Source organism: Methylobrevis pamukkalensis (assembly GCF_001720135.1).
GTDB lineage: Bacteria > Pseudomonadota > Alphaproteobacteria > Rhizobiales > Pleomorphomonadaceae > Methylobrevis > Methylobrevis pamukkalensis.
Window position 1 is genome coordinate 1 of record NZ_MCRJ01000040.1, and the last position, 21,632, is coordinate 21,632.

Below are 21,632 nucleotides of genomic sequence, written 5' to 3' on the forward strand. Positions count from 1 at the left end.
GGCGGGCCGGTGCCGTGGCCACCGGCGCAGCGTGCGCCGAGGCGCTCTGGACGGCGACGCGCGGTTCGGCGACCGCCTGACGCTGCACGATCTCGGACAGCTCGTTGAGCGCCCGGATCTGCTCGGTCACCACATGGCGCATGGCCGCGGTCGATTCTTCCGCCTCGCGGGGCAGGGCGTCGAGACCGCCGCGGATTTCCGTGCGGATCTCCTCGAGCTCGGCCTGAACGTCGCGCGAGGAGGTGCGCAGGTCGCTCGCGGCCTTCTCGAAGCGCTCCACCGCCTCGCCGATCGCCTCGCCGATCTCGGCGACGAGATTGGCGCGGATCGCCTTGACGGCCTCCTGCGTCTTCTCGCCTTCGAGTTCGGCGGTGACGCCGAGCGACTGCAGCTGCTCGGTGACATTGGCCGCGGCCGTCTCCGCCGAACGGGCGAGGAGATGGCCGACGTCGCGGGCGCGCCGGTCGGCGGTGGTCAGCGTGTCGCTGATCAGGGTGCTGAAGCCCTCCATCGACTGGCCGACACTGGTGGCGGTCTCGGCGAGCCGCTTGGCCGCGCTTTCCAGCGCCGCCTGCTTCTCGGCGACCGAACCCTCGACCGTGCGGCTCGATTCGGCGAGCGCGCGGCCGGCGGACATCAGCACGCGGGCCTGGGTCTCGAAGCGGCCGGCGATGTCGGAAAGACCCGTCACCGCCTCCTCGGACACCGACTTCAGGCCGTCGATGTTGTGCGAGATCAGGCTCGAGGCGCCCGCGGTGTCCTCGACGATGCGGTCGAGCACGGTGCGGAAGTCGCCGGTCTGGCGGGCCAGGGCCTGCTCGATCCGGCCAAGGTTGGCGCTGGCGCGGTCGAGGATCGTGGCGAGGCCGACGTTGGCCTCGTCGAGCCGGCCGAGCACCTCCGTGACCTCGTCGCGGATGCGGTCGTTGGTCGAGCCGAGCACGGCGACGACGTCGCGGCTCTGCTGGTCGAGGGTGGCGAGCAGGGCGCGGGACGACGAGCTGATCGCGCGGGCGGCGCCGGTGCCCTTCTCGGCGATGGCGTCGGTGAGGCGCGCGCCGCTGCCCTCGATCTCGGTCAGCACCTTCTCGCCGGCCAGACGCAGCCGGTCGGCGAGTTCGTTGCTGCGACCGTCGAAGGCGTCGGTCAGCACCTCGGTGCCGGTGACGAAGGTCTCGGCCAGTTCGCCGCCGCGCACCTCGATGAGGTCGCGCAGTTCGGCGATCCGCGCCGACAGCAGCGCGGCGAGATCGGCCGAGCGGCCGTCGAAGGCGGCGACCGCCGTGTCGGTGCGGCCGACCAGCGTGTCCTCGAGGGTCTGGGCGGCCTGGGCGAGCCGGACGGCGACCGTCTCGGACGAGCCCAGCAGGTTGGAGCGGATGCGGGTGCTCTCGTCGGAGAGGCGGTCGGAGACCTCCTCCACGGACGCGAGCATCAGCGCCCGGGCGCGGTCGCTCTCCTCGGCCAGACGCCCGCTGAGCGTCTCGACGGTTTCGGTGAGGGTGCCGCGGACCCGCTCGCTCTCGCCCGAGAGGGCCTTGGCGAGCAGTTCCACGAGTTCCAGCACCGAGCGGCTGGTGCGCTCGCGCTCGGTGGCAAGCCGGGCGGCGACGCTGTCGGCGGAGCTCGCCAGCTCGTCGCGCGAGCGGGCCACTTCGGCGCCGATGCGGCTGGTGAGGGCGCCGAGCGTCGTCTCCAGGGTTTCACGAGCACGCTCGCTCTCGGTGCTGACGCCGCCGGAGAGACGGGCCAGGGTGTCTTCCAGACGCTGGCCGGTGCGCTCGGCCTCGGCCTCGATGCCGCCGGTGAAGCGGACGAGGGTGCTCTCGAGCCGGGCGCTGGCGCGTTCGGCCTCGCTGTCCATGCCGCCGGTGAGGCGGGCGAGCGTCTCGTCCAGCATGGCGCCGATGCGGTCGGCCTCGCCGCCCACGGACTGGCGCAGCATGGCGGCGGCCGCCTCGAGGGTGGCGCGGGCCCGGTCGCTTCGCCGCCGATGGTGCCGGTGGCCGCGTCGAGCGCGCCGGCGACGGAGGCTACCGCCTCCTCGATCCGCTGGCGGGCGTCGTCGGTGCCTTCGGCAACCACGCCGCGCAGGTCGCGAACGGCCTGCTCGAGCAGGGCGCGGCTGCGTTCGGTCTCGCCGCCGACGGACAGGGTGACCGACTGGCCGGCGCTTTCCAGGATGCTGCGGGCCTTCTCGGCCTCGGTGCCGATCGAGCTGGCGATCGTGCCGACGGTGAGTTCGAGATTGCCGCGGGCCTTCTCGGTCTCGGTTCCGATCGCGGTGGCGATGGTGCCGACGGTGGCTTCGAGGTCGCTGCGCGCCTTTCCGGTCTCGGCGCCGATCGCGGTAGCGATGGTGGCAACGGTGGTTTCGAGGTCGCCGCGGGCCTTTCCGGTCTCCGAGCCGATCGAGGTGGCAATGGTGCCGACCGCGGCTTCAAGATCGCTGCGCAGGCCGTCGATCTCGGCACGCAGGCTGCTGCCGATGTCGCGGGTGGTCGATTCGAGGAGGACGCGGCTGCGCTCGGCCTCGGTGCTGACGGCTCCGGTGAGGCCGGTGCCGGCGGTCTCGATCAGGCTGCGCGCCCGGTCGGTCTCGCCGGAGAGCGAGGCGGCGATGGCCGCGAGGGTCGCTTCGAGTTCGGTGCGGGCGCGGTCGCCTCGCCGCCGAGGCGGACGGCCGAGGCCTCCACCGAGGTGACGATGTCGTCGCGCACGCGCCGGCTCTCGCGGTCGAGGATCGAGGCGGCGTCCAGCATGGCCCGGGCGAGCAGCTCGCGCGCCGTCTCGGTCTCGCTGGTGAGCGTGCGGGTGATCGCCTCGAGGCGGACGGTGAGGTCGCGCTGCAGCGATTCGGACCGGCTGTCGAGGGTCTCGGCGACCTCGAACACCTTGGAGCCGAGCGAGATGTTGATCTCCGACACCTTGTCGGCGAGCGTCTCGGTGAATTCCTCGGTCTTCTGGCGCAGCGACTGGGTGACGACGTCGATGCGGCCTTCGATCGCCTCGACCATCTGCGTCTGCCCGGAGGCAAAGGCGAGGGCGAGGTCGCGGGTGCGGCCGATCAGCGTCTCCGTGATCTGGCGGGCGCGGGTGTCGAGGGCGGTGTCGATCGCCTGGGTGCGGCTGTCGAGCGCGGCGGTGAGCGTGTCGGCCTTGGCGCCGATCGAGGTGGTCGCCTGCTCGAGACGGCGGCCGACGGTCTCGTCGAAGCGGACGAGCTGGCCTTCGAGCGTCGAGGTGAAGACGCCGGACTTCTCGTCGAGCGCGCCGAGGATGTCGCCGGTGCGGCCGTCGAGGATGCTGACGATCTTGCCGGTGCGGCCGTCGAGCGCGGTTTCCAGGTCGGCGAGGCGGCTGTCCATGGCGCCGCCGATCTCGCCGGCGCGGCCGTCGAGGATGCCTTCGAGCCGGCCGACGTTCGAGCCGAGGGTGCGGTCGATGCTGTCGGTGCCGGCTTCGATCGCGGCCTGGATCGCCGCGGTGCGGGCGGCGAGCGCCGTCTCGAAGCGGTCGACCCGCTCGTCGAGGCTGCGGTCGATCTCGCCGGTGCGGCTGACGAGGCCTTCCACAAGCGCCGCGGCGCGGCCGTTGACGATCTCGTCGAGGCTGCGGATCCGGTCCTCGAAGCTGGACGACAGGGCGTCGGAGCGGTCGTCGAGCAGGGTGACCAGCTGGTTGCCGGTGATGGTGATGTTCTCGGTGAGCTTCTGGCCGCGGGCGTTGATCGCGCGGGCGATCTCGGTGCCGATCGTCGACAGGCGCTCGGCGAACTCGCCGCCGGAGGTGGCGAGCGAGGCCTCGATCGTCGTCGTGGTGTGGCCGATCAGGCTGCGGATCGCGTCGGTGCGCTCGTCGAGCGTGCGGGCGATGTCCTCGCCGGCGCGGGCCAGCGTGTCGGCAAGGCCGGTGCCGTTGCCGGAAATCGTGTCGCGGATCTCGGACGTGGCGCTGGTGAGGCGGTTGACGAGGTCGGTGGCGCGGGCGGTGATGTCGCCGCTGAACTGGCCGCCGGCCTGGTCGAGCCGGTCGGTGATCTCGCCGCCGCGGATCGCAAGGTCGACGAGCAGGCCTTCGGCGGTGGAGCGGAGCGAGGCGTTGAGGTCGTCGATCCGGCCGGTGAGGCCCTCGACAACGTCGGCGCCGGTGCGCGACACCTGGTCGGTGATCTCCTGGCTGCGTTCGGCCAGCACCACGGCGATCTCGCCGGCGCGGGCGGTCATCGTCTCGGTGAAGCGGGCGCTGCTGGCGGTCATCGCCTCGGTGACCTCGCGGCTGCGTTCGCCGACCACGGTCTCGATCTGGCCGACGGCGCTGTCGAGGGTGGAGACCAGCGCATTGGCGCGCTCGGTCAGCGTGCGCTCCAGGCTGCCGGTGCGGGTGTCGAGGGCGCCGATCATGGCGTCCGACCGCTCGGTCAGGGTGCGGTCGAGGCTGCCGGTGCGCTCGTCGAGGGCGATGACGATCGCCTGCGAACGGTCGGACAGCAGACGGGAGATCTCCTCGGTGCGGCCGGTCAGGGCCTGTTCGAGCGTGTTGCTGCGGGCGGCGAGCGCCATTTCCAGTTCGGTGGTGCGGTCGGCAAGGGCCTCGATCAGCGCGGCCCGGCCGCCGGACAGGGCGTCCGACAGTTCGGCGGTGCGGGTGGCGAGCGCGCTCTCGATCGCGCCGGCGCGGCTGGCGAGTGTCGTCTCCAGACCCTGCGTGCCGGTGGTGAGGGCGTTCTCGAGGGCGGCCCGGCCACCGGTGAGCGCGTCGGAGAGTTCGGTGGTGCGGGTGGAGAGGCTGCGCTCGATGGCGCCGGCGCGGCTCGCCAGCGTCGTCTCGAGGCCGAGTGTGCCGGTGGAAAGGGCGTCCTCGATTGCCGACCGTGCGCCGGTGAGCGCGTCGGCGAGTTCAGCGGTGCGGGAGGACAGCGTGTTCTCGATCGCGCCGGCACGGCTGGCGAGCGTCGTCTCCAGGCTGAGCGTCCCGGTCGTGAGCGCTTCCTCGAGGGCGGCGGAGCGATCGGCCAGCGCGGTCCGCAGTTCGTCGGTGCGCCCGGCGATGGTGCGGTCGAGCGCGCCGGTCTCGCCGCCGATCAGGTCGGCAAGGGCGCGGCCCTCGCGGGTCAGGGTCTCGGTGAGGCCGGCGCCCTGGCTGCGCAGTTCCTCGGTGACGGACACGCCGGCCGCGGCCAGGCGGTCGGTGATCTGGGCGGCACGCATGTCGAAGTCGAGCAGCACGTCGCTGCCGGTGGAGCTCAGGCGCTCCTGCGCCTCGCCGGCGACCACGGCGAAGCGGTCGGTGATCTCGGCGCCGGTCATGGCGAAGCTGTCGGTGACGGCGCGGCCTCGGAGGTGAAGGTGGCGATCGTCTCGCCGAGCGTGCGGGTCACGGTGCCGGTGAGGTCCTCGCCGGTGGCGGTGAGGCGGTCCAGCAGGTCGCGGGTGGTGGTCTCCAGACGTCCGGTGACGCTTTCGCCGGTGGCGGCGATGGCGCCGGTGAGGCGCTCGCTCTCGGAGGCAAAGCGCGCGGCGGTCTCGTCGGCGACGCGGGTGATCGTGCCGGTGACCTCGTTGCTCGACGCGCTGATGCGGCTGTCGACCTCGAGGCCGACATTCGCGATGCGGTCGGAGATGTCGCGGCCGGAGGTTTCGAGGCGCGCGACGAATTCCTCGCCGCTCTCGCTGACGGCGCTGGTGAGGTTGCGGCCCGCCGAATCGAAGGCGATGGTGAGCTGTTCGGCCTTCTCGCCGAAGGTGCGGGTCAGGTCGCGGCCGGTCTCTTCCAGGCGGCCGGTGATCAGCTCGCCGGCGTTGCGCATCTCGGAGGTCAGTGCCTCGTGGGCGCCGGAGATCGACGAGCGGACGCGCTCGGCGTTGCTGACGACGGATTCGCGCTGGTTGACCAGTTCCTCGATCAGGCTGCGGATGCGGATCTCGTTCTCGGTGTAGCTGCGCTCCAGCGACGAGACCTCGTTGTGGACGAGAACTTCCAGTTCGCTGGCGCGGGCAAGCGCCCGCTCGATGCCGTCGCCCATGGCGGCGACCTCGCGGCGGATCGCCTGGCCGACCGTGATCACGGATTCGCGGGCGACGTCCTCCGGCTCGGCAAGGCGCAGGGCGACTTCGGTCATGGTGCGGGAAGTGAGGCGCATCTCCTGGGCGCGCCAGATCATCAGCGCCATCGTCCAGAAGAACATCACCGGAATGATCGCGAGGGTCGCGACGACCAGCACGTCCGGACGGCGGGCGAGGGCGGCGACGTCGCCGGTGGCGAGATTGCCGCCGATCAGCGACAGGCCGACATAGCCGATGGCGGCGAGCCAGACGACCGACACGGCGAAGGCGACCCAGAACACCGAGGACGAAGGCCGGCGCTGCAGCTGGTAGAGCAGGGTTCCGACCGCACGGCGGTCGTCGTTGGCGGGGGCTTTCGGACGGGTGCGGGCCGCGCGCGGACCGGCGCGGTCGTCCTTGCGGGGCTCGGCCGGGGCCGGCGCCGGATCGGCGCCCGTCTCCGCAGCCGGGGCCGGCTTGTCGTCATCGAGGCCGAAGTCGAGCTTCAGCGCTTCCTCGACGGCCGAGAGAGCCAGTTCCGCCGCATCGGTTTTCGTCGTCTTGTTCGCCATTGGTCGCCTCGCGTCCGTACGCCATACTAGCGGCCGCATCTCCGTTTCCGGGCTGCCGTAACCAGCGGAAGCGCAAGCCTCGGGCGAACCGACCTCGTTCGTCCCTTGGGCCGCCGGGACCGCGACATGACCGGAAACACCAGTCATTCCGTGCAGTTTCCCATACTTCCGCTGCTATGGTTTTGACACATCGGCCGTTTCCCGACAAGGAACGGGCCGGGCCGAAGCCGGCTTGTTAACAGAAGGTAAATGCCCGCGGCGCTAGATCTGGTAGGTCGGTGTCGCGCCGTCGCCGCCTGTTGCCGCAGGCCTGTCCCGACCTTCGGCCCATGCCGAAAACGACTCCGCGCTGCCGGGTTGCGGGTCGGGACGATGCGGCGGGCGGCGCATGCGTATGATGAATCCGTTTGATTTCATGGCATTGGAGGAAGCAATCCGATGCAGTGCCTGAGCCGATCGGTCTAACCACCCGGCCAGCCGCGGTATCCTTCCTGTGTCAGGCGCCCGTCGTGGAGGCGTGACCGGCAGGGCTGGCGCAAAAGGATGAACGCGCGTTAACCATAATTGCAGAATCGTCCGGCACCGCAGTCCGGCGACGAGCCATGCGGCCCGGTGCGATGGCCGGCGAAGGGGGCGAAAGGCTGATGCAGAACGATCCGGAGCAGGCGCTCTCTCCGACGGACGAAACCCACCCCGCCGCTCATGGCCGGCCCCCGCAGGAGGACGGCGCGGCGCCGGTCGATCTGGCGCATCTGGCCGCGCAGACCTTCGGCAACGAGGACCTCGCCCGCGAGGTGCTGGCGATGTTCGTGAACCAGACCGAGGCGCTGATGGCCGAGGCTGCAGCGGACGTGACCAGCCGCGGCCGCATCGCCCACAAGATCAGCGGATCTGCGCGCGGCATCGGAGCCTTCGCGGTGGCACGGGCAGCCGAGGCGGTGGAGATCGGCGCGGGCGCGGGAAGCGCAGACGCGCCGTCCGACGATGCCTTCGGCCGGCTCGGGCAGGCTGTCGCGGCGGCCAATGCCTTCATTCGCGGCCGGCTTGGCGCGGAAATCTGAAGGGTTCCGGACAGGCCCGGCTTGACGCCGGCTCCGGAGCGGTTATCTCGGGGTGGCCGGTCCCCTGTTCCTCCCAGTGCGAAAGCCGTTCATGCCCAAGATCACCTATGTCTCCTTCGACGGCACCCGTCAGGATGTCGAGGCCGCCGTCGGCTCGACCGTCATGGAAAATGCCATCAAGCACATGATTCCGGGGATCGAGGCGGAATGCGGCGGCGCCTGTGCCTGCGCCACCTGCCATGTCTACGTCGACGAGGCGTGGCGCGCGGCGGTGGGCGAGCCGGAGCCGATGGAAGAGGACATGCTGGATTTCGCCTACGAGGTGCGTCCCGGCTCGCGGCTGTCCTGCCAGATCAAGGTCACGGCCGACCTCGACGGCCTCGTCGTCGGCGTGCCCGAGCGCCAGGCCTGACGCAGGCACGGACCAGGCGCACAGGCCTTGCGGGCCGGAGCTGTCTCCGGCCCTTGCCATTCTGACCTCCGACGTTCAGGCCGCCTTCAGCGCGAGGCCGAGTTCGGCCGCCTTGGAGCGGACGGCCGTGACCGGCTTCTGCAGTTTCAGGCTGATCACCTCGGCGGTGGCGCCTTCGCGGGCCAGCGCCACGAAACGGTGGACCGCTTCCGGGGTCCACCCGGGTCCCATCTCGACGGGATCGCTCATGATCGTTTCCTCCGTGTCTGACGGTCCGGCCGGAGATCCGGTCCGGACGCCGCAGTGACGGGCGGATGGCCGCATCAGGGCGGCGAGCCAATCGGCTCCACGTGGAATCTAGGAAGCGCGGCGGTCCTTGCCAACCGCTCCCATCCCGCATCGATCCGAACAGCCGGACCTTCAGAGCACCTTTTCCCACATCTGCCCCGTCATCTCAGGCCCGAAGTCGCTGTGGCTCTGCTCGGAGACGAGGGAGAAGCCGGCGCGCTCGTAGATCCGCCGGGCGGTGACGAGCGGATCGTTGGTCCACAGCACCATGCGGCGGTATCCGCGCTCGCGGGCACAGGCGAGGGCGGTGTCCACCAGCAGCCGGCCGAGGCCGCGCCCGCGGGCGGCGGGCTCCACCAGCAGCAGCCGCAGTTTGGCCGTGTCCGGGTCGTCGGTGCGCACGACGAACACCGAGCCGACGATCGCCCCGTCGGACTCGGCAATCCACGAGCCGTCGCGGGCCGGATCGAAATTTCGGATGATGCCGGCGAGGATCTCGGCGACGAGGGCCTCGAAGCGGATGTCCCAGCCATGTTCCTCGGCATAGAGCCGGCCATGGCGGTGGACGACCCAGCCGAGATCGCCGATCCGGTGCGGGCGCAGGACAATCGGCGCCGGCAAGCCACCGCCGAGCCGCCGTGTCGCGGCGGCCATGGCGGCGACGAGGCCGGCGCGTTCGGTGTCGGGAAAGGTTTCGAGCAGCACGGCGAGTTCGGTGCGGGTGCGGGCGCGCAGATCGTCCGCGGCCTGACGGCCGGCCGGGGTGAGTTCCAGCGTCCGCCGCCGTCCGTCCGGCCCGCCGGCCGTGCGGGTCAGCAGTCCGGCCTTTTCCAGCCGGGTGAGCAGGCGGCTCAGATAGCCGGCATCGAGACCGAGCCCGGCGGCCAGATCGGTGGCGGCGACGTCATGGCCGTTGGCGACCTCGTAAAGGATGCGAGCTTCGGCAAGGCTGAACGGGCTGTAGAGATCGCTGTCGCCGATCACGCCGATGCGGCGGGTCCAGACGCGGTTGAAGGCGCGCACGGTTTCCACGGCGGCATCGAGGTCGGGCGGGAGTGCGGACTGGGCAGGACGCATGATGGTTGCCTTCGGCATATGACTCGTTGCCGAAGTCAACTATCATCCTGATGCGATGCCGCCCACCCGAAAAGCGGTGACAGCTGCCTCAGACGTTCAGCAGCAGATATTCCCGCTCCCAGCTGGAGATCACCCGGTTGTAGAGCCGCAGTTCCAGCAGCTTGACCTCGATGAAGGCGTCGACGAAGCGGGTGCCGAGCATCTCGCGCAGCTCCGCGCAGGCCTTCAGCGTCATCAGCGCGTCGTGGAGATGCGAGGGCAGCGAGACGCCGAGGGTGTGGGCGTCGATCTCGACCACCGGCTCCGGATCAATCGCCTGTTCGAGGCCGAGCAGGCCGCAGGCGAGCGTCGTCGCCATGGCGATGTAGGGATTGGAATCGGCGCCGATCACCCGGTTCTCGACCCGCCGGCTTTCCGGGCCGGAATCGGGCACGCGCAGGCCGCAGGTGCGGTTGTCGCGGCCCCAGTGGACGTTGATCGGCGCGTCGGATTCGAGGCGGATGCGGCGGTAGGAATTGACGTTGGGGCAGAACAGGCTCATCGCCGCCGGCACATAGCGCTGCAGGCCGGAAATGTAGTGGAGCAGGGCGGGGGTGTCGGCGCGTCCGGCGTGGAGAAGATGTTCGTGCCGTCGCCGGTGCGCACGATCGACTGGTGGATGTGCGTCGCCGAGCCCGGCTCGTCCATGTGCGGCATCGCCATGAAGGTCGCCACCATGTCGTGGCGCCGGGCGGCGAGGCGGGCGGTGCGCTTGAACAGGAAGGTCTGGTCGGCAAGCTCGATCGGGTCGCCGTGGCGGAAGTTCATTTCCAGCTGCGCCGGCCCGGCCTCGTGGGCCATGGTGGCGATCTCGATCCGGCTCGCCTCGCAATAGTCGTACATCAGGTTGACGACGTGATCGAAGTCGTTGGCGTGCTCGATGCCATAGGCCTGCCGGCCGGACTCGATGCGGCCCGACAGGCCGATCGGTTTCGACAGCGGCAGGTCCGGATCGTCGTTGCGGCCGACGAGGTAGAATTCGAGCTCCGGCGCCACCACCGGCTTCAGCCCTCTTGCCTCATAGAGGCCGAGCACGCGGCGCAGCACCGAGCGGGGCGAGAAGTCCACCGGCTTGCGTCGGCAAAGAAGCAGTCGCAGATCACCTGCGCGGTCGGCTCCTCGTACCAGGGCACGATCCGCAGCGTGCCGAGATCGGGCACGCAGCGCACGTCGCGGTCGAGCGGGCTGACCACCTCCGAATCGTCGGCGCCGTCGCCGGTCACGGCCTGGAAGAACACGAATTCGGGCAGGCGGACGCCGTCGTCGATGATGCGGATGAAATCCTCGCGCGGGACGATCTTGCCGCGCATCATGCCGTTCATGTCCGGCACGATGCACTCCACCTCGTCGATCCGGCGCGCGCGCAGCCAGGCGATCGCCTCGGCCTTGGTCGTGCCGCGGCCCGGCGTTGTGCTGCGGTCTGGCGTTTCGTCCGTCATCCTCACCCCCCACCGGCCTTGCGGGCCCATGAATCAACGGCTTGATCCTATCGCCAAGAAAGGCCCGCCGCCATCGCGCTGCGGCGCGGTCTACCGGGCCAGATCCCGCATCGCCGCGTCGAGGCCGCCGAGGGTCAGCGGATACATCCGCCCGCCGACAAGGCCGCGGATCATCGCCACCGACTGGGTGTAGCGCCAGTGGTCCTGCTCCAGCGGGTTGAGCCAGGCAAGCTTCGGGAAGGCATTCGCCAGCCGGCCTAACCAGACGCTGCCGGCCTCGGCGTTCCAGTGTTCCACCGACCCGCCGGGGGAGGCGATCTCGTAGGGGCTCATCGACGCATCGCCGACGACGACGATCCGCGTCTCGCGCGGGAAGGTGCGCAAGAGGTCCTCGGTGGGTAGCGTCTCCGTGTGGCGGCGGCGATTGTCCTTCCACACCCGCTCGTAGAGGCAGTTGTGGAAGTAGAAATGCTCCATGTACTTGAACTCGCCGCGCGCGGCCGAGAACAGCTCCTCGCAGACGCGCACGTGGTCGTCCATGGAACCGCCGACGTCGAGCAGCAGCACCACGCGCATGGCGTTGTGGCGCTCGGGCCGGAGGCGGACGTCGAGCCAGCCCTGCCGGGCGGTGGCGTCGATGGTGCCCGAAAGGTCCAGTTCGTCTGCGGCGCCGCTGCGGGCAAGGCGGCGCAGGCGCTTCAGCGCCACCTTGATGTTGCGGGTGCCGATCTCGACGCTGTCGTCGAGATCGCGGAACTCGCGGCGATCCCAGACCTTGACCGCGCGGCGATGCCGGCTCTCGTCCTGGCCGATGCGGATGCCTTCGGGATTGTAGCCGTAGGCACCGAAGGGGGAGGTGCCACCGGTGCCGATCCACTTCGAGCCGCCCTGGTGGCGCCCCTTCTGTTCGGCCAGCCGCTGTTTCAGCGTCTCGATCAGCTTGTCGAAGCCGCCGAGCGCCGCGACCATCGCCTTTTCCTCGTCAGTAAGGGTCTTCTCCACCAGCTTCCTCAGCCAGTCGGCCGGAATGTCCGCCTCCACGGCGTCCGACATCAGGTCGAGGCCCTTGAACACCCGGGCGAACACCTGGTCGTAGCGGTCGAGCCGGCTCTCGTCCTTCACCAGCAGGCTGCGGGCGAGATAGTAGAACTCCTCGACCCGGCCGCCGGCCACGTCCTTCTCCATCGCGGCCATCAGGTCGAGATACTCGCGCAGCGAGACCGGAACGCCGGCGCGCTTCAGTTCGTGGAAGAAGGTGAGGAACATGGCTGCCGATACGCTCGCGGGTCAGAGTTTCTCCGCGGAGAGGACGTGCGCCTCGATCCGCAGATAATTGGCGCGCGCCTGATCGACATCACTGTAGACGCTGCTCAGACGATAGATGCGCCCGTTCCTGTCGACGAGACCCCGGCAGGCGGTCACGCGGGTGGCGCCGTCGAAATCCGAGATCCGCGAGCCGCAGTGGAACGCGGTGAAATGACCGTTCTTGATGTCGCTGACGATTTTCTCCGTGCCGTCGGCGCCGGTGGCTGCGCCCTGATACACGGCCGTTCCGTCTAGCAATATCTTGAGTTCCTTCTCCCGGCTGACCCGCTGCCTCGAGAAGCCAATGATCGAACCATTGCCGCATGCCGACGATTGGCACATCGCGATCTCCTCGCCGTCCCTCGTCGTTGCGGACCGCCAGGCCGGATCCTGCATGATGTCGACGTCGGTCGATCCCCGGTTTGCAGTCTGGCAGGACGAAAGAATCAGAGCAGTGAGAACGATGAACGAGATACGGAGCATGTCCGGGTCTTTTCCTGCCGTAGGGCATGACGGGCGATTTCCTTGAAGTGTGACGGGGTGGACCAGGGAACACAATGGGGCGGCGCACCGAGGTGGCGTCGACGATCGACGCGGAGAGGGGGCCGGACGCAGCGACCCCCACGCTTCCCGGAATCACGCTATGATGGGACGGTACTGATCCGAGGCAGGCCCTGCGCGTTGCCCGGGTTCCCTTCGCCTCCAGTGTCAGGCAGCCATGGCCCGTCTTTTCCTGCTTCGCCACGCCAAATCGAGTTGGGACGATCCCTCGGTGCGCGACTTCGACCGCCCGCTGAACCTGAGGGGCCGGGCGGCGGCCTCGCTGATGGGGCGGCACATGGCCGACCATGCGCTGGTGCCGGACCGGGTGCTCTGTTCCAGCGCGCGGCGCACCCGGGAGACGTTTGCCGGCGTCCTGCCGTTCTTCTCGGCCGACATGGACGTGCGCTTCGTCAAACGGCTCTACGAGGCGCCGCAGTCGGCCTATCTGAAGACGATCCAGGAGGTGGGCGGCACGGCGAAGTCGCTGATGCTGATCGGCCACAATCCGACGATGCAATCCTTCGCCCTCGACCTGATCGACCGGGGCAACCCGATGTTCATCGACCAGCTCGGCGAGAAATTTCCGACCGCGGGCCTCGCGGTGATCGATTTCGACCTCGGCGAATGGGGCCGGCTGGCCCCGAAGAGCGGCCGCATCGTCGCCTTCTTCCGCCCGCGCGAGCTGGAACTCGTCGGTGCGGAGGAGACGGCGGAGGTCGACGACTGAGGCGTCCGGCCGGCAGCACGTGCCGGTGCGGCTTTGCGCACCGGCTTCGCGATGCCTACATGAACGGCAACGTGCCTCTCGCCCCGGAACCCTGTCCTTGAAGCTCACCACGCTCGCCGACGATGCCCGCATCGCCTTCGACAACCTGACCGATTTTGCGGGCGGCCGGTCCGGCGGGCAGGTGCGCCTCGGCGTGGCCGGGCTCGCGCGGGCCGGCAAGACGGTGTTCATCACCGCGCTGGTCCACAACCTCATCCACGGCGGCCGCCTGCCGCTGTTCGAGCCGTGGCGGAGCCAGCGGCTGATCGGGGCCGATCTCGAACAGCAGGTCCACGACGACGTGCCGACCTTCGACTACCGCGCCCATGTGCGCGAACTGGTCGGCAACCGGGTGTGGCCGCAGTCGACCCGGCAGATCGCCGAGATGCGGCTGACGATCGCCTACGAGTCGGCGACCTTCTTCGGCCGCAACCTCGGCTCCGGCCGGCTGCATCTCGACATCGTCGACTATCCGGGCGAATGGCTGCTCGACCTGCCGCTGCTGGCCAAGGACTTCGCCACCTGGTCGCGCGAGGCATTCGCCCGCGCCCGCGATCCGCGCCGCGCCGACATCGCCGGCCCGTGGCTGGCCCATCTCGCCACGCTCGATCCGTCAGCGGCCGCCGACGAGGAGACCGTGGCCGAGGCCGCGCGGCTGTTCACCGGCTATCTTGCCGCCTGCCGGCAGGATGCGCACGCCCTGTCGCTGGTGCCGCCCGGCCGCTTCCTGATGCCCGGCGACCTGGAAGGCTCGCCGGCCCTGACCTTCGCGCCGCTCGACGTCGCCCCGGACGCCCGGGCGCCGCGCGGCAGTCTCCACGCGCTGATGGAGCGGCGCTACGAGGCCTACAAGCAGGTGGTGGTGAAGCCGTTCTTCCGCACCCATTTCGCCCGTCTCGACCGGCAGGTGGTGCTGGTCGATCCGCTCGCCGCGCTCAACGCGGGACCGGCCGCCGTGGCCGATCTGGCGCTGGCGCTGGAAGAGATCCTCGCCTGCTTCCGGCCAGGCCGGTCGAGCTGGCTGACCTCGATCCTCACCCGGCGGATCGACCGCATCCTGATCGCCGCCACCAAGGCCGACCACCTGCACCACACCAGCCACGACCGGCTGGAGCGGCTGATGCAGCGCATCCTCGCCGAGCCGATCGCCCGGGCCGAGAAGGCCGGGGCGAAGGTCGAGGTCAAGGCGATCGCGGCGGTGCGCGCCACCCGCGAGGCGCAGGTGCGGCGCGGCGGCGAGAGCCTGCCGTGCATTGTCGGCGTGCCGCAGGCGGGCGAGACGATCGACGGGCGCCTGTTCGACGGCAACGACGATATCGCGTTGTTTCCCGGTGACTTGCCGGAAAATCACGAAGTTCTGATTCGCCGTGTGGAAGCGCTGGTCGAGGAAGGTCGCGCGGTGCATGCGGAGGCTCGATCGCCGAACGAGGCGAGCCTCGCAGGCGCCGGCGGCCCATGGGCGAAGGGCGCCTCGTCCGGCCGGGCGGCGCAGGCCGACGGCGACCTTTCGCCCGATCTGCGCTTCCTGCGCTTCCGGCCGCCCCGGCTGGAGACGACCGCCGAGGGGGCGACCCTGTCGCTGCCGCACATCCGCCTCGACCGGGCGATCGACTTCCTGATCGGAGACAAGCTGGCATGACCGACCCCAAGGATCGGCCCCGCCGCCCCGCCGCCTTCCGCCTCGACGACGCCGAGATCGTCACCGGCGGTGCCGACACCGCCTCGCGCGGCGACGGACGCGGCACCCGCGTCATTCTGGAGAGCGACGACGACGCGGCCGTGCCGGCGGCGCCGCTGCCCCGCAAGAAGCGCTTCCGCTGGGGGCGGCTGTTCTGGGGCACCCTGTCGGCGCTGGTGGCGATGGCGATCGGCCTGTCGCTCGACGCGCTGATCCGCGATCTGTTCGCCCGCAACGACTGGCTGGGCTGGGCCGGGCTGGCGCTGGTCGGCCTGCTGACGGTCTCGGCGCTGGCGATCCTCGGCCGGGAGCTGGCCGGCATCTTCCGGCTGGAGCGGATCGACCAGTTGCGGGTCGATGCGGCCGCGGCGGTCGCCACCGACGACGCCAAGTCCGCCCGCACCGTGGTGGAGGGCCTCGTCGCGCTCTACCGCGACCGGCCGGAGACCGCGCGCGGCCGGGCCGACGTCGCCGTCCACCTCGGCGAGATCATCGACGGGCGCGACCTTCTGGTGCTCGCCGAGAGCGACCTGCTGCTGCCGCTCGATCGCACCGCCCGCCGGCTGGTGGCGGATGCGGCCAAGAAGGTGTCGGTCGTCACCGCCGTGTCGCCGCGGGCGGTGATCGACCTGCTGTTCGTCGCCGTCGCCGTGATGGGCCTGATCCGCAAGCTCGCCGATCTCTACGGCGGTCGGCCGGGCCTGATCGGCTTCATCGGCCTGATGCGCCACGTGATCGCCCATCTCGCCGTCACCGGCGGCATGGCGGCGACCGACAGCCTGCTCCACGACGTGGTCGGCCACGGCATCGCCGCCCGCCTGTCGTCACGGCTCGGCGAGGGGGTGATCAACGGTCTGCTCACCGCCCGCGTCGGTCTCGCCGCGATCGACGTCTGCCGCCCGATGCCCTTCATCAATGCCGAGCGGCCGGGCGTGCAGGACGTGATGCGCGGCGTGTTTCCCGAGGCCGAGCGCAAGACCTGAGGGCTCAGCCGCGTTCGCTGTCCAGCATCGCCATCTGGCTGTCGGGATAGCGGGCGCCGGCGACCGACCCCTGCGGCACCGCGGCCTCGATGGCGGCGAGATCCGCCGCATCGAGGGTGACGTCGGCGGCACCCAGTGCCTCGGCGAGCCGGTCACGGCGGCGGGCGCCGACCAGCGGCAGGATGTCGTCGCCTCTGGATGCGACCCAGGCGATCGCCGCCTGCGCCACGGTGATGCCGCGTCCCTCCGCCACCTGCCGCAGCGCCTCGACGAGGGCGAGGTTGGCGTCCAGATTGGCGCCCTGGAAACGCGGGCCGAAGCTGCGGAAATCGCCGGCGGCAAGGACGCCCGGCTGCCAGTGGCCGCTGATCAGGCCGCGCGAGAGCACGCCGTAGGCCGTGACACCGATGCCGAGCTCGCGCAGCAGCGGCAGGATCCGGTCCTCGATGCCGCGCGAGACCAGCGAATACTCGATCTGGAGATCGCTGATCGGGTGGACCGCCGCCGCGCGGCGGATCGTCTCCACGCCCACCTCCGACAGGCCGATGTGGCGGACGTAGCCGGCCTGCACCAAGTCGGCGATGGCGCCGATCGTGTCCTCGATCGGCACCGCCGGGTCGAGCCGCGAGGGCCGGTAGATGTCGATGTGGTCGACGCCGAGCCGCTGCAGCGTGTGGGCGAGGAAGGATTTCACGGCGGCGGGGCGCGCGTCGTAGCCGAGCCAGCTGCCGGCCGGATCGCGCAGGGCGCCGAACTTGACGCTGAGCAGCAGCCTGTCGCGCGGCAGGCTGCGCAGCGCCTCGCCGATCAGCATCTCGTTGTGGCCCATGCCGTAGAAGTCGCCGGTGTCGAGCAGGGTCACGCCGGCCTCGACGGCGGCATGCAGCGTGGCAAGGCTTTCGGCGCGGTCGGACGGGCCATACATCCCGGACATGCCCATGCAGCCGAGGCCGATGGCGGAGGAAAGGGGGCCGGTGCGGCCGAGCCGGATCTGTTTCATGGGTGTCTCCTGCGCTCCCAAGGTGGGGATGCCGCGACTATCGCCGCTGGCGGGCCGTGCGATAATCCGGCATGACTTGCACGGGCTGTGCGGAATGCCGAACGATGAACGACCCCGACCTTGCCGATCTCGATGCCTTTGCCGCGGTGGCGCGGGCGCGCAGCTTTCGCGGCGCCGCCCATCTCCGGGGCGTGTCTGCCTCCACCCTCAGCGAGGCGGTGCGGCGTCTGGAGGCGCGGCTCGGCGTGCGCCTGCTCAACCGCACGACGCGCAGCGTGACCGCCACCGAGGCCGGCCAGCGCCTGCTCGACCGGCTGGCGCCCGCGCTCGGCGAGATCGCCGCCGCGCTCGATACCGTCAACAGCTTCCGCGACAGCCCGACCGGCACGCTGCGGCTCAACGTGCCGACCTTCGTCGCCCGGGTGATCCTGCCGCCGATCATTGCCAGCTTCATCAAGGCCTTCCCGGCGATCACCGTCGAGGTGGAGGCCGAGGACACCTATATCGACGTGCTCGCCGCCGGCTTCGACGCCGGCATCCGCTATGACGAGCGGCTGGAGCGCGACATGATCGCCGTGCCGATCGGCCCGCGCGTCCAGCGCTTTGCCCTCGGCGCCGCGCCCGGCTATCTCGCGGCAAGGGGCCGGCCGCTGCATCCGCGCGACCTGCTGGCGCACGCCTGCATCCGCCATCGCTTCGCCAGCGGTTCCACGCCGGCGTGGGAGTTCGAGCGCGCGGGCGAGATCATCCGGGTCGATCCGTCCGGGCCCGTGGTGGCGACCGTCACCGATCTGGAGATCGCCGTCGCGCTCTCCGGCCTCGGCATCGTCGCCAGCTTCGAGGAATGGCTCGCTCCGCACTTTCTTTCGGGAGGTCTCGAACCCGTCCTCGAAGACTGGTGCCAGAGCTTTTCCGGTCCCTTCCTCTATTTCCCCAGCCGCCGCCTGATGCCGGCGCCACTGCGCGCCTTCGTCGACCACGTGAAGGCGCTGCCGGCGGAATGAAGGCGCGGGTGAGAGGTTGATTCAGAGTCCGGAATTCATTGCAAACAGTTGAAATAAATAGCTTTGCGCGCGGACTGAATGTTCGGGAAGAGAGTCCGTTCATACGATTTAAGTGGATGGCCGCATGCGGACGTCCGGGGGCTGTTCGGCGTGGCTCCGTGTAAATAATTTGACCTTCAAACTCATGTTTCATAGGGTCCGCCGCCATGGATGGACCTGTTGCCCGGCATCCTGTCGCGCGGCCCCGGCCGGCTCGGCAGTTCGTGGCGCCGGCCATCCCGGACATGGAGCGCAGGGTGCGGATCTCGGGTGTGTTGACGATGCTGCTGCTGTCGCTGCTGGTGCTGGCCATGCCGGCGACCGCGCGCGACACTGCCTTTCCGCGCGTTGTCACCGATGTCGTCGGGCGGGAGGTGCGGATCGAGGCGGCGCCGCAGCGCATCCTGCTCGCCGAGGGCATCCAGCTGCTGTCGCTTGGCCTCGTCGCGCCGGACCCGACGGAACGGCTGGCGATGATCGGGCGCGATCTCGAAGCCTTCGATCCGGGGCTGCATGCGATGCTGCTGAGGGCCTTTCCGCGCCTTGGCGACCTGCCGACGATCGGCGACGACGGGGCGGGGCTTCCGATCGAGAGTGCGCTGGCGGCGCGGCCCGATCTCGTGATCCTCAGCCGCTGGCAATATGACAAGGCGGCGGGGCTCGTCGACGAATTCACGGCGCTCGGCGTGCCGGTGGTGGTGATCGACTTCTTTGCCGAGCCGATTGCCAACACGCCGAAGAGCCTTGCGCTGCTTGGCGACCTGCTTGGCCATCCGGAGCGGGCGAAGGCCTACACGGACTTCTACGGGGCGCATCTGGCGAAGGTGGGCGAGCTGACGGCCGGGCTCGACCGCCCGAGCGTGCTGGTCCACGCCTATCCCGGCACCTGGGCCTGCTGCTGGTCCGCCGGCCGCACCGGCTTCGGCGAGTTTCTGGAGATCGCCGGGGGGCGCAACATCGGCGCCGACCTGCTGCCGAACGAACTCGGCGGCCCGCTCGCGCCGGAATATGTGCTGGTCGCCGATCCCGACGTCTATGTGGCGACCGGAATTTCTGGCGGCGCCGGCTCCGACGGCGTGGTGCTGGGTGCCGGCATTGCGCCGGACGAGGCCCGGGCCGGGCTGGCGCGGGTCGCATTGATGCCGACGGTCGCCGACCTCAGGGCGGTGCGGAAGGGGCGGGCGCATGCGGTGTGGAACTTCTTCAACGGCTCGCCGCTGAACATCCTTGCCGTGGAGGCGCTGGCGCTCTGGCTGCACCCGGAGCTCGAGGGCAAGATCGATCCGGCCGCAACGCTTGCCGAGATCGACCGCCGCTTCGCGGCAACGCCGATCACCGGCACCTTCTGGACGTCGCTGGCCGCCGGTGCGGCGCCATGACGGCGGGGGCTTCGGCCGCGTCCACTTCCACGCCCCGCACGGACGGGGCCGGATGCGAGGCGATCGACGAGGTGCTCGCCCATCATCGCCGGCTGACCCGCCGGCGGGTGGCGATCACGCTGGCGCTCGGGCTTCTCGCGGTCGCGGCCTTCATCGTCGATCTCTTCTCCGGGCCCTCGGGTCTCTCCATGGCCGATGCGCTCACGGCGCTGGTCTCGCCCGGCAGCATGGACCCGACGACGCTCGCCATCGTCCAGAACATCCGCCTGCCGGCGGCGCTGACGGCGGTGCTGGTCGGCGCTGGCCTTGCGGTTGCGGGCGCGGAACTCCAGACCGTGTTCGACAATCCGCTCGCCGAGGGGCTGACGCTCGGCATCGCCCCGGCCGCGGCCTTCGGGGCGGCGCTCGCCATCGTGCTCGGCATTTCGGTCCCCGGCGTGCCGGCGGCGCTGATCGTGCCGATCAATGCCTTCGTGGTCGCCTTCGGCGCGACGCTGGCGCTGCTGGCCATGGCGCGGGCGGCCGGGGGCGGGGCCCAGACCCTGCTGCTGATCGGCATCGGGCTGGTGTTCACCTTCAACGCGCTGATCGCGCTTCTCCAGTTCGTCGCCTCCCAGCAGGCGTTGCAGCAGCTGGTGTTCTGGATGCTCGGCAGTCTGTCCGGTGCGCGCTGGCCGGCGATCGGGCCGCTGGCCTTGGCCGTCGTCGTGCTGGTGCCGCTGGCGGTGGCGCGGTCGTGGCAGCTGACCGCGCTGCGGCTCGGCGAGGAGCGGGCGCAGAGTCTGGGCATCGACCTGCGGCGGCTGCGGCTGATGTCGCTGATCCGGGTCAGCCTGCTCACCGCCGCCGCCGTCTCGGTGGTCGGCACGATCGGCTTCGTCGGCCTGATCGGGCCGCATATCGCCCGCATCCTTGTCGGCGAGGATCATCGCTTCTTTCTGCCGGCGAGCGCCCTGATCGGCGCGCTGGTGATGTCGCTGGCGGCGGCCGGCTCCAAGCTGCTGCTGGTCGGCGTGGTGGTGCCGATCGGCATCCTCACCGCGCTGACCGGCCTGCCGGTGTTCTTCGCGCTGATTCTCACGGGGCGGGCGCGATGACGGGGGCGCGCGATGCCCGGTCCGGCTGCCTGGAGATCTCCGGCCTCAGCGTCGGCTACGGCGCGGTTCCCGTGGTGACGGACATCGGTCTTTCGCCGCTGCGGCCCGGCGAAGTCACGTCGCTGATCGGGCCGAATGCCGCCGGCAAGTCGACCCTGCTCAAGGGGCTTGCCGGGCTGTTGCGCGCGCGGGGCCGGCTGGTGCTCGGCGGCATCGATCTTCTCGCCGCGAGTGTCGCCGAGCGGGCCGGCCTTGTCGGCTTCATGCCGCAATCGCTGCCGCGCGCGGTGCGGCTGACGGCGCTCGAAAGCGTGGTCGGCGCCTTGCGGGCCGGCGCACCGCCGCCGGGCACGGTCGTCGATCCGGAACGGCGGGCGGCCGAGGCGCTGGAGCGCTGCGGCGTGCTGCGGATCGCCAATGCGCCGCTCGACACGCTCTCGGGCGGCCAGCGCCAGCTTGTCAGCCTCGCGCAGGCGGTGGTGCGCGCGCCGCGCGTCCTGCTGCTCGACGAGCCGACCAGCGCGCTCGACCCGCGCCACCAGATGGAGGTGATGTCGCTGGCCCGTGATCTTGCCACCGAGGGGCGGATCGTCGTGGTCGTGCTGCATGATCTCGGGCTCGCGGCCCGCTGGTCCGACCGGGTCGCCGTGCTGTCCGGCGGCCGCCTCCATGCCGAGGGGACGCCGGAGACGGTGCTAGCGCCTGACACGCTGGCCGCGGTCTACGGCGTTGCCGCCCGCGTCGAACGCTGCTCGCGCGGCACGTTGCAGGTGATGATCGACGGGCCGTGGACCGGCTCTGCAGCTGACGCAGACCTGCGGGTGGATTAAACTTGAATATTCTACTCATGAATTTATCATCCGCCGGGAGACGAGGCCGCCTGACCGACCGGGCGCCTGCCAAGCC

General features: G+C 70.4%; 20 protein-coding genes. 9 read left to right on the plus strand and 11 right to left on the minus strand.

What is annotated here, in order from left to right; all coding sequences use genetic code 11:
- From A6302_RS08450 to A6302_RS08460, 3 genes are all read right to left on the minus strand, one after another.
- On the minus strand, positions 1 to 1,945 hold a 1,945-nt coding region (locus A6302_RS08450), incomplete at its 3' end, for a hypothetical protein (RefSeq protein ID WP_141703560.1).
- A gap of 631 nt (positions 1,946 to 2,576) precedes the next feature.
- The gene (locus A6302_RS08455) at positions 2,577 to 5,309 is read right to left on the minus strand and encodes an apolipoprotein A-IV repeat region-like domain-containing protein (RefSeq protein WP_069306670.1); all 2,733 of its coding nucleotides are present in this window, start codon (positions 5,307 to 5,309) and stop codon (positions 2,577 to 2,579) included.
- The gene (locus A6302_RS08460) at positions 5,306 to 6,616 is read right to left on the minus strand and encodes a hypothetical protein (protein ID WP_069306671.1); all 1,311 of its coding nucleotides are present in this window, start codon (positions 6,614 to 6,616) and stop codon (positions 5,306 to 5,308) included. Before A6302_RS08460 ends, A6302_RS08455 begins: the two co-directional genes overlap by 4 nt.
- Before the next feature lie 644 nt (positions 6,617 to 7,260).
- Here A6302_RS08460 and A6302_RS08465 point away from each other — a divergent pair.
- Together A6302_RS08465 and A6302_RS08470 are read left to right on the plus strand one after the other, a co-directional pair.
- The gene (locus A6302_RS08465; RefSeq protein ID WP_169833545.1) at positions 7,261 to 7,677 is read left to right on the plus strand and encodes an Hpt domain-containing protein; all 417 of its coding nucleotides are present in this window, start codon (positions 7,261 to 7,263) and stop codon (positions 7,675 to 7,677) included.
- A gap of 91 nt (positions 7,678 to 7,768) precedes the next feature.
- Positions 7,769 to 8,089, plus strand: coding sequence for a 2Fe-2S iron-sulfur cluster-binding protein (locus tag A6302_RS08470; protein WP_069306672.1), 321 nt, complete (start codon positions 7,769 to 7,771; stop codon positions 8,087 to 8,089).
- Between the two features lie 75 nt (positions 8,090 to 8,164).
- Here the strand turns inward: A6302_RS08470 and A6302_RS22850 are convergent, their stop codons facing one another.
- The 7 genes from A6302_RS22850 to A6302_RS08490 form a co-directional block, all read right to left on the minus strand.
- Positions 8,165 to 8,338: a hypothetical protein gene (locus tag A6302_RS22850; RefSeq protein WP_169833546.1), complete on the minus strand. Its 174-nt coding sequence runs from the start codon at positions 8,336 to 8,338 to the stop codon at positions 8,165 to 8,167.
- 171 nt (positions 8,339 to 8,509) lie between these two features.
- Positions 8,510 to 9,454 (minus strand): bifunctional helix-turn-helix transcriptional regulator/GNAT family N-acetyltransferase, encoded by a 945-nt coding sequence (locus A6302_RS08475; protein ID WP_069306685.1) that lies wholly within the window; start codon positions 9,452 to 9,454, stop codon positions 8,510 to 8,512.
- 88 nt (positions 9,455 to 9,542) lie between these two features.
- Positions 9,543 to 9,995 carry a type I glutamate--ammonia ligase gene (locus A6302_RS25255; RefSeq protein WP_280938973.1) on the minus strand — a complete coding sequence of 151 codons (453 nt, stop codon included), beginning with the start codon at positions 9,993 to 9,995 and terminating at the stop codon, positions 9,543 to 9,545.
- Entirely contained in the window at positions 9,992 to 10,561 is a 570-nt protein-coding gene (locus A6302_RS25260; RefSeq protein WP_280938975.1) for a type I glutamate--ammonia ligase, read from the minus strand. The genes A6302_RS25255 and A6302_RS25260 overlap by 4 nt, the downstream gene beginning before the upstream one ends.
- Positions 10,498 to 10,932: a type I glutamate--ammonia ligase gene (locus A6302_RS24335; protein ID WP_245293990.1), complete on the minus strand. Its 435-nt coding sequence runs from the start codon at positions 10,930 to 10,932 to the stop codon at positions 10,498 to 10,500. Before A6302_RS24335 ends, A6302_RS25260 begins: the two co-directional genes overlap by 64 nt.
- A gap of 90 nt (positions 10,933 to 11,022) precedes the next feature.
- Positions 11,023 to 12,198, minus strand: a complete 1,176-nt coding sequence (locus A6302_RS08485) for a vWA domain-containing protein (RefSeq protein ID WP_069306673.1) — start codon at positions 12,196 to 12,198, stop codon at positions 11,023 to 11,025.
- Positions 12,199 to 12,219: 21 nt separating this feature from the next.
- A complete protein-coding gene (locus A6302_RS08490) occupies positions 12,220 to 12,720 on the minus strand; it encodes a hypothetical protein (RefSeq protein ID WP_069306674.1) in 501 nt (166 codons plus the stop codon).
- A gap of 235 nt (positions 12,721 to 12,955) precedes the next feature.
- Between A6302_RS08490 and A6302_RS08495 the strand changes: the two genes are divergently transcribed.
- The 3 genes from A6302_RS08495 (at position 12,956) to A6302_RS08505 (ending at position 16,207) form a co-directional block, all read left to right on the plus strand.
- Positions 12,956 to 13,507: a SixA phosphatase family protein gene (locus tag A6302_RS08495; protein ID WP_069306675.1), complete on the plus strand. Its 552-nt coding sequence runs from the start codon at positions 12,956 to 12,958 to the stop codon at positions 13,505 to 13,507.
- Positions 13,508 to 13,598: 91 nt separating this feature from the next.
- On the plus strand, positions 13,599 to 15,185 hold the full coding sequence (locus A6302_RS08500) for a YcjX family GTP-binding protein (protein ID WP_069306686.1): 1,587 nt from the start codon (positions 13,599 to 13,601) through the stop codon (positions 15,183 to 15,185).
- Entirely contained in the window at positions 15,182 to 16,207 is a 1,026-nt protein-coding gene (locus tag A6302_RS08505; protein WP_069306676.1) for a YcjF family protein, read from the plus strand. Before A6302_RS08500 ends, A6302_RS08505 begins: the two co-directional genes overlap by 4 nt.
- A gap of 4 nt (positions 16,208 to 16,211) precedes the next feature.
- Here the strand turns inward: A6302_RS08505 and A6302_RS08510 are convergent, their stop codons facing one another.
- Positions 16,212 to 17,207: an aldo/keto reductase gene (locus A6302_RS08510; RefSeq protein ID WP_069306677.1), complete on the minus strand. Its 996-nt coding sequence runs from the start codon at positions 17,205 to 17,207 to the stop codon at positions 16,212 to 16,214.
- 104 nt (positions 17,208 to 17,311) lie between these two features.
- Here A6302_RS08510 and A6302_RS08515 point away from each other — a divergent pair, with 104 nt between their 5' ends.
- The 4 genes from A6302_RS08515 (at position 17,312) to A6302_RS08530 (ending at position 21,556) form a co-directional block, all read left to right on the plus strand.
- Complete coding sequence (locus A6302_RS08515) at positions 17,312 to 18,211, plus strand: LysR family transcriptional regulator (protein ID WP_069306678.1); 900 nt, start codon at positions 17,312 to 17,314, stop codon at positions 18,209 to 18,211.
- Positions 18,212 to 18,474: 263 nt separating this feature from the next.
- Positions 18,475 to 19,629 carry an ABC transporter substrate-binding protein gene (locus tag A6302_RS08520; protein ID WP_141703564.1) on the plus strand — a complete coding sequence of 385 codons (1,155 nt, stop codon included), beginning with the start codon at positions 18,475 to 18,477 and terminating at the stop codon, positions 19,627 to 19,629.
- Positions 19,626 to 20,726 carry a FecCD family ABC transporter permease gene (locus A6302_RS08525; protein WP_083255626.1) on the plus strand — a complete coding sequence of 367 codons (1,101 nt, stop codon included), beginning with the start codon at positions 19,626 to 19,628 and terminating at the stop codon, positions 20,724 to 20,726. Before A6302_RS08520 ends, A6302_RS08525 begins: the two co-directional genes overlap by 4 nt.
- Entirely contained in the window at positions 20,723 to 21,556 is an 834-nt protein-coding gene (locus A6302_RS08530; protein ID WP_069306680.1) for an ABC transporter ATP-binding protein, read from the plus strand. The genes A6302_RS08525 and A6302_RS08530 overlap by 4 nt, the downstream gene beginning before the upstream one ends.
- Positions 21,557 to 21,632 lie beyond the last annotated feature (76 nt).

Bases quoted from the DNA above. Each gene is read 5' to 3' on its own strand.
- A6302_RS08455 (WP_069306670.1), bottom strand. From the start codon at position 5,309: ATGACCGGCGCCGAGATCACCGACCGCTTCGCCGTGGTCGCCGGCGAG.
- A6302_RS08460 (WP_069306671.1), bottom strand. From the start codon at position 6,616: ATGGCGAACAAGACGACGAAAACCGATGCGGCGGAACTGGCTCTCTCG.
- A6302_RS08465 (WP_169833545.1), top strand. From the start codon at position 7,261: ATGCAGAACGATCCGGAGCAGGCGCTCTCTCCGACGGACGAAACCCAC.
- A6302_RS08470 (WP_069306672.1), top strand. From the start codon at position 7,769: ATGCCCAAGATCACCTATGTCTCCTTCGACGGCACCCGTCAGGATGTC.
- A6302_RS22850 (WP_169833546.1), bottom strand. From the start codon at position 8,338: ATGAGCGATCCCGTCGAGATGGGACCCGGGTGGACCCCGGAAGCGGTC.
- A6302_RS08475 (WP_069306685.1), bottom strand. From the start codon at position 9,454: ATGCGTCCTGCCCAGTCCGCACTCCCGCCCGACCTCGATGCCGCCGTG.
- A6302_RS25255 (WP_280938973.1), bottom strand. From the start codon at position 9,995: ATGAGCCTGTTCTGCCCCAACGTCAATTCCTACCGCCGCATCCGCCTC.
- A6302_RS24335 (WP_245293990.1), bottom strand. From the start codon at position 10,932: ATGACGGACGAAACGCCAGACCGCAGCACAACGCCGGGCCGCGGCACG.
- A6302_RS08485 (WP_069306673.1), bottom strand. From the start codon at position 12,198: ATGTTCCTCACCTTCTTCCACGAACTGAAGCGCGCCGGCGTTCCGGTC.
- A6302_RS08490 (WP_069306674.1), bottom strand. From the start codon at position 12,720: ATGCTCCGTATCTCGTTCATCGTTCTCACTGCTCTGATTCTTTCGTCC.
- A6302_RS08495 (WP_069306675.1), top strand. From the start codon at position 12,956: ATGGCCCGTCTTTTCCTGCTTCGCCACGCCAAATCGAGTTGGGACGAT.
- A6302_RS08505 (WP_069306676.1), top strand. From the start codon at position 15,182: ATGACCGACCCCAAGGATCGGCCCCGCCGCCCCGCCGCCTTCCGCCTC.
- A6302_RS08510 (WP_069306677.1), bottom strand. From the start codon at position 17,207: ATGAAACAGATCCGGCTCGGCCGCACCGGCCCCCTTTCCTCCGCCATC.
- A6302_RS08515 (WP_069306678.1), top strand. From the start codon at position 17,312: ATGAACGACCCCGACCTTGCCGATCTCGATGCCTTTGCCGCGGTGGCG.
- A6302_RS08525 (WP_083255626.1), top strand. From the start codon at position 19,626: ATGACGGCGGGGGCTTCGGCCGCGTCCACTTCCACGCCCCGCACGGAC.
- A6302_RS08530 (WP_069306680.1), top strand. From the start codon at position 20,723: ATGACGGGGGCGCGCGATGCCCGGTCCGGCTGCCTGGAGATCTCCGGC.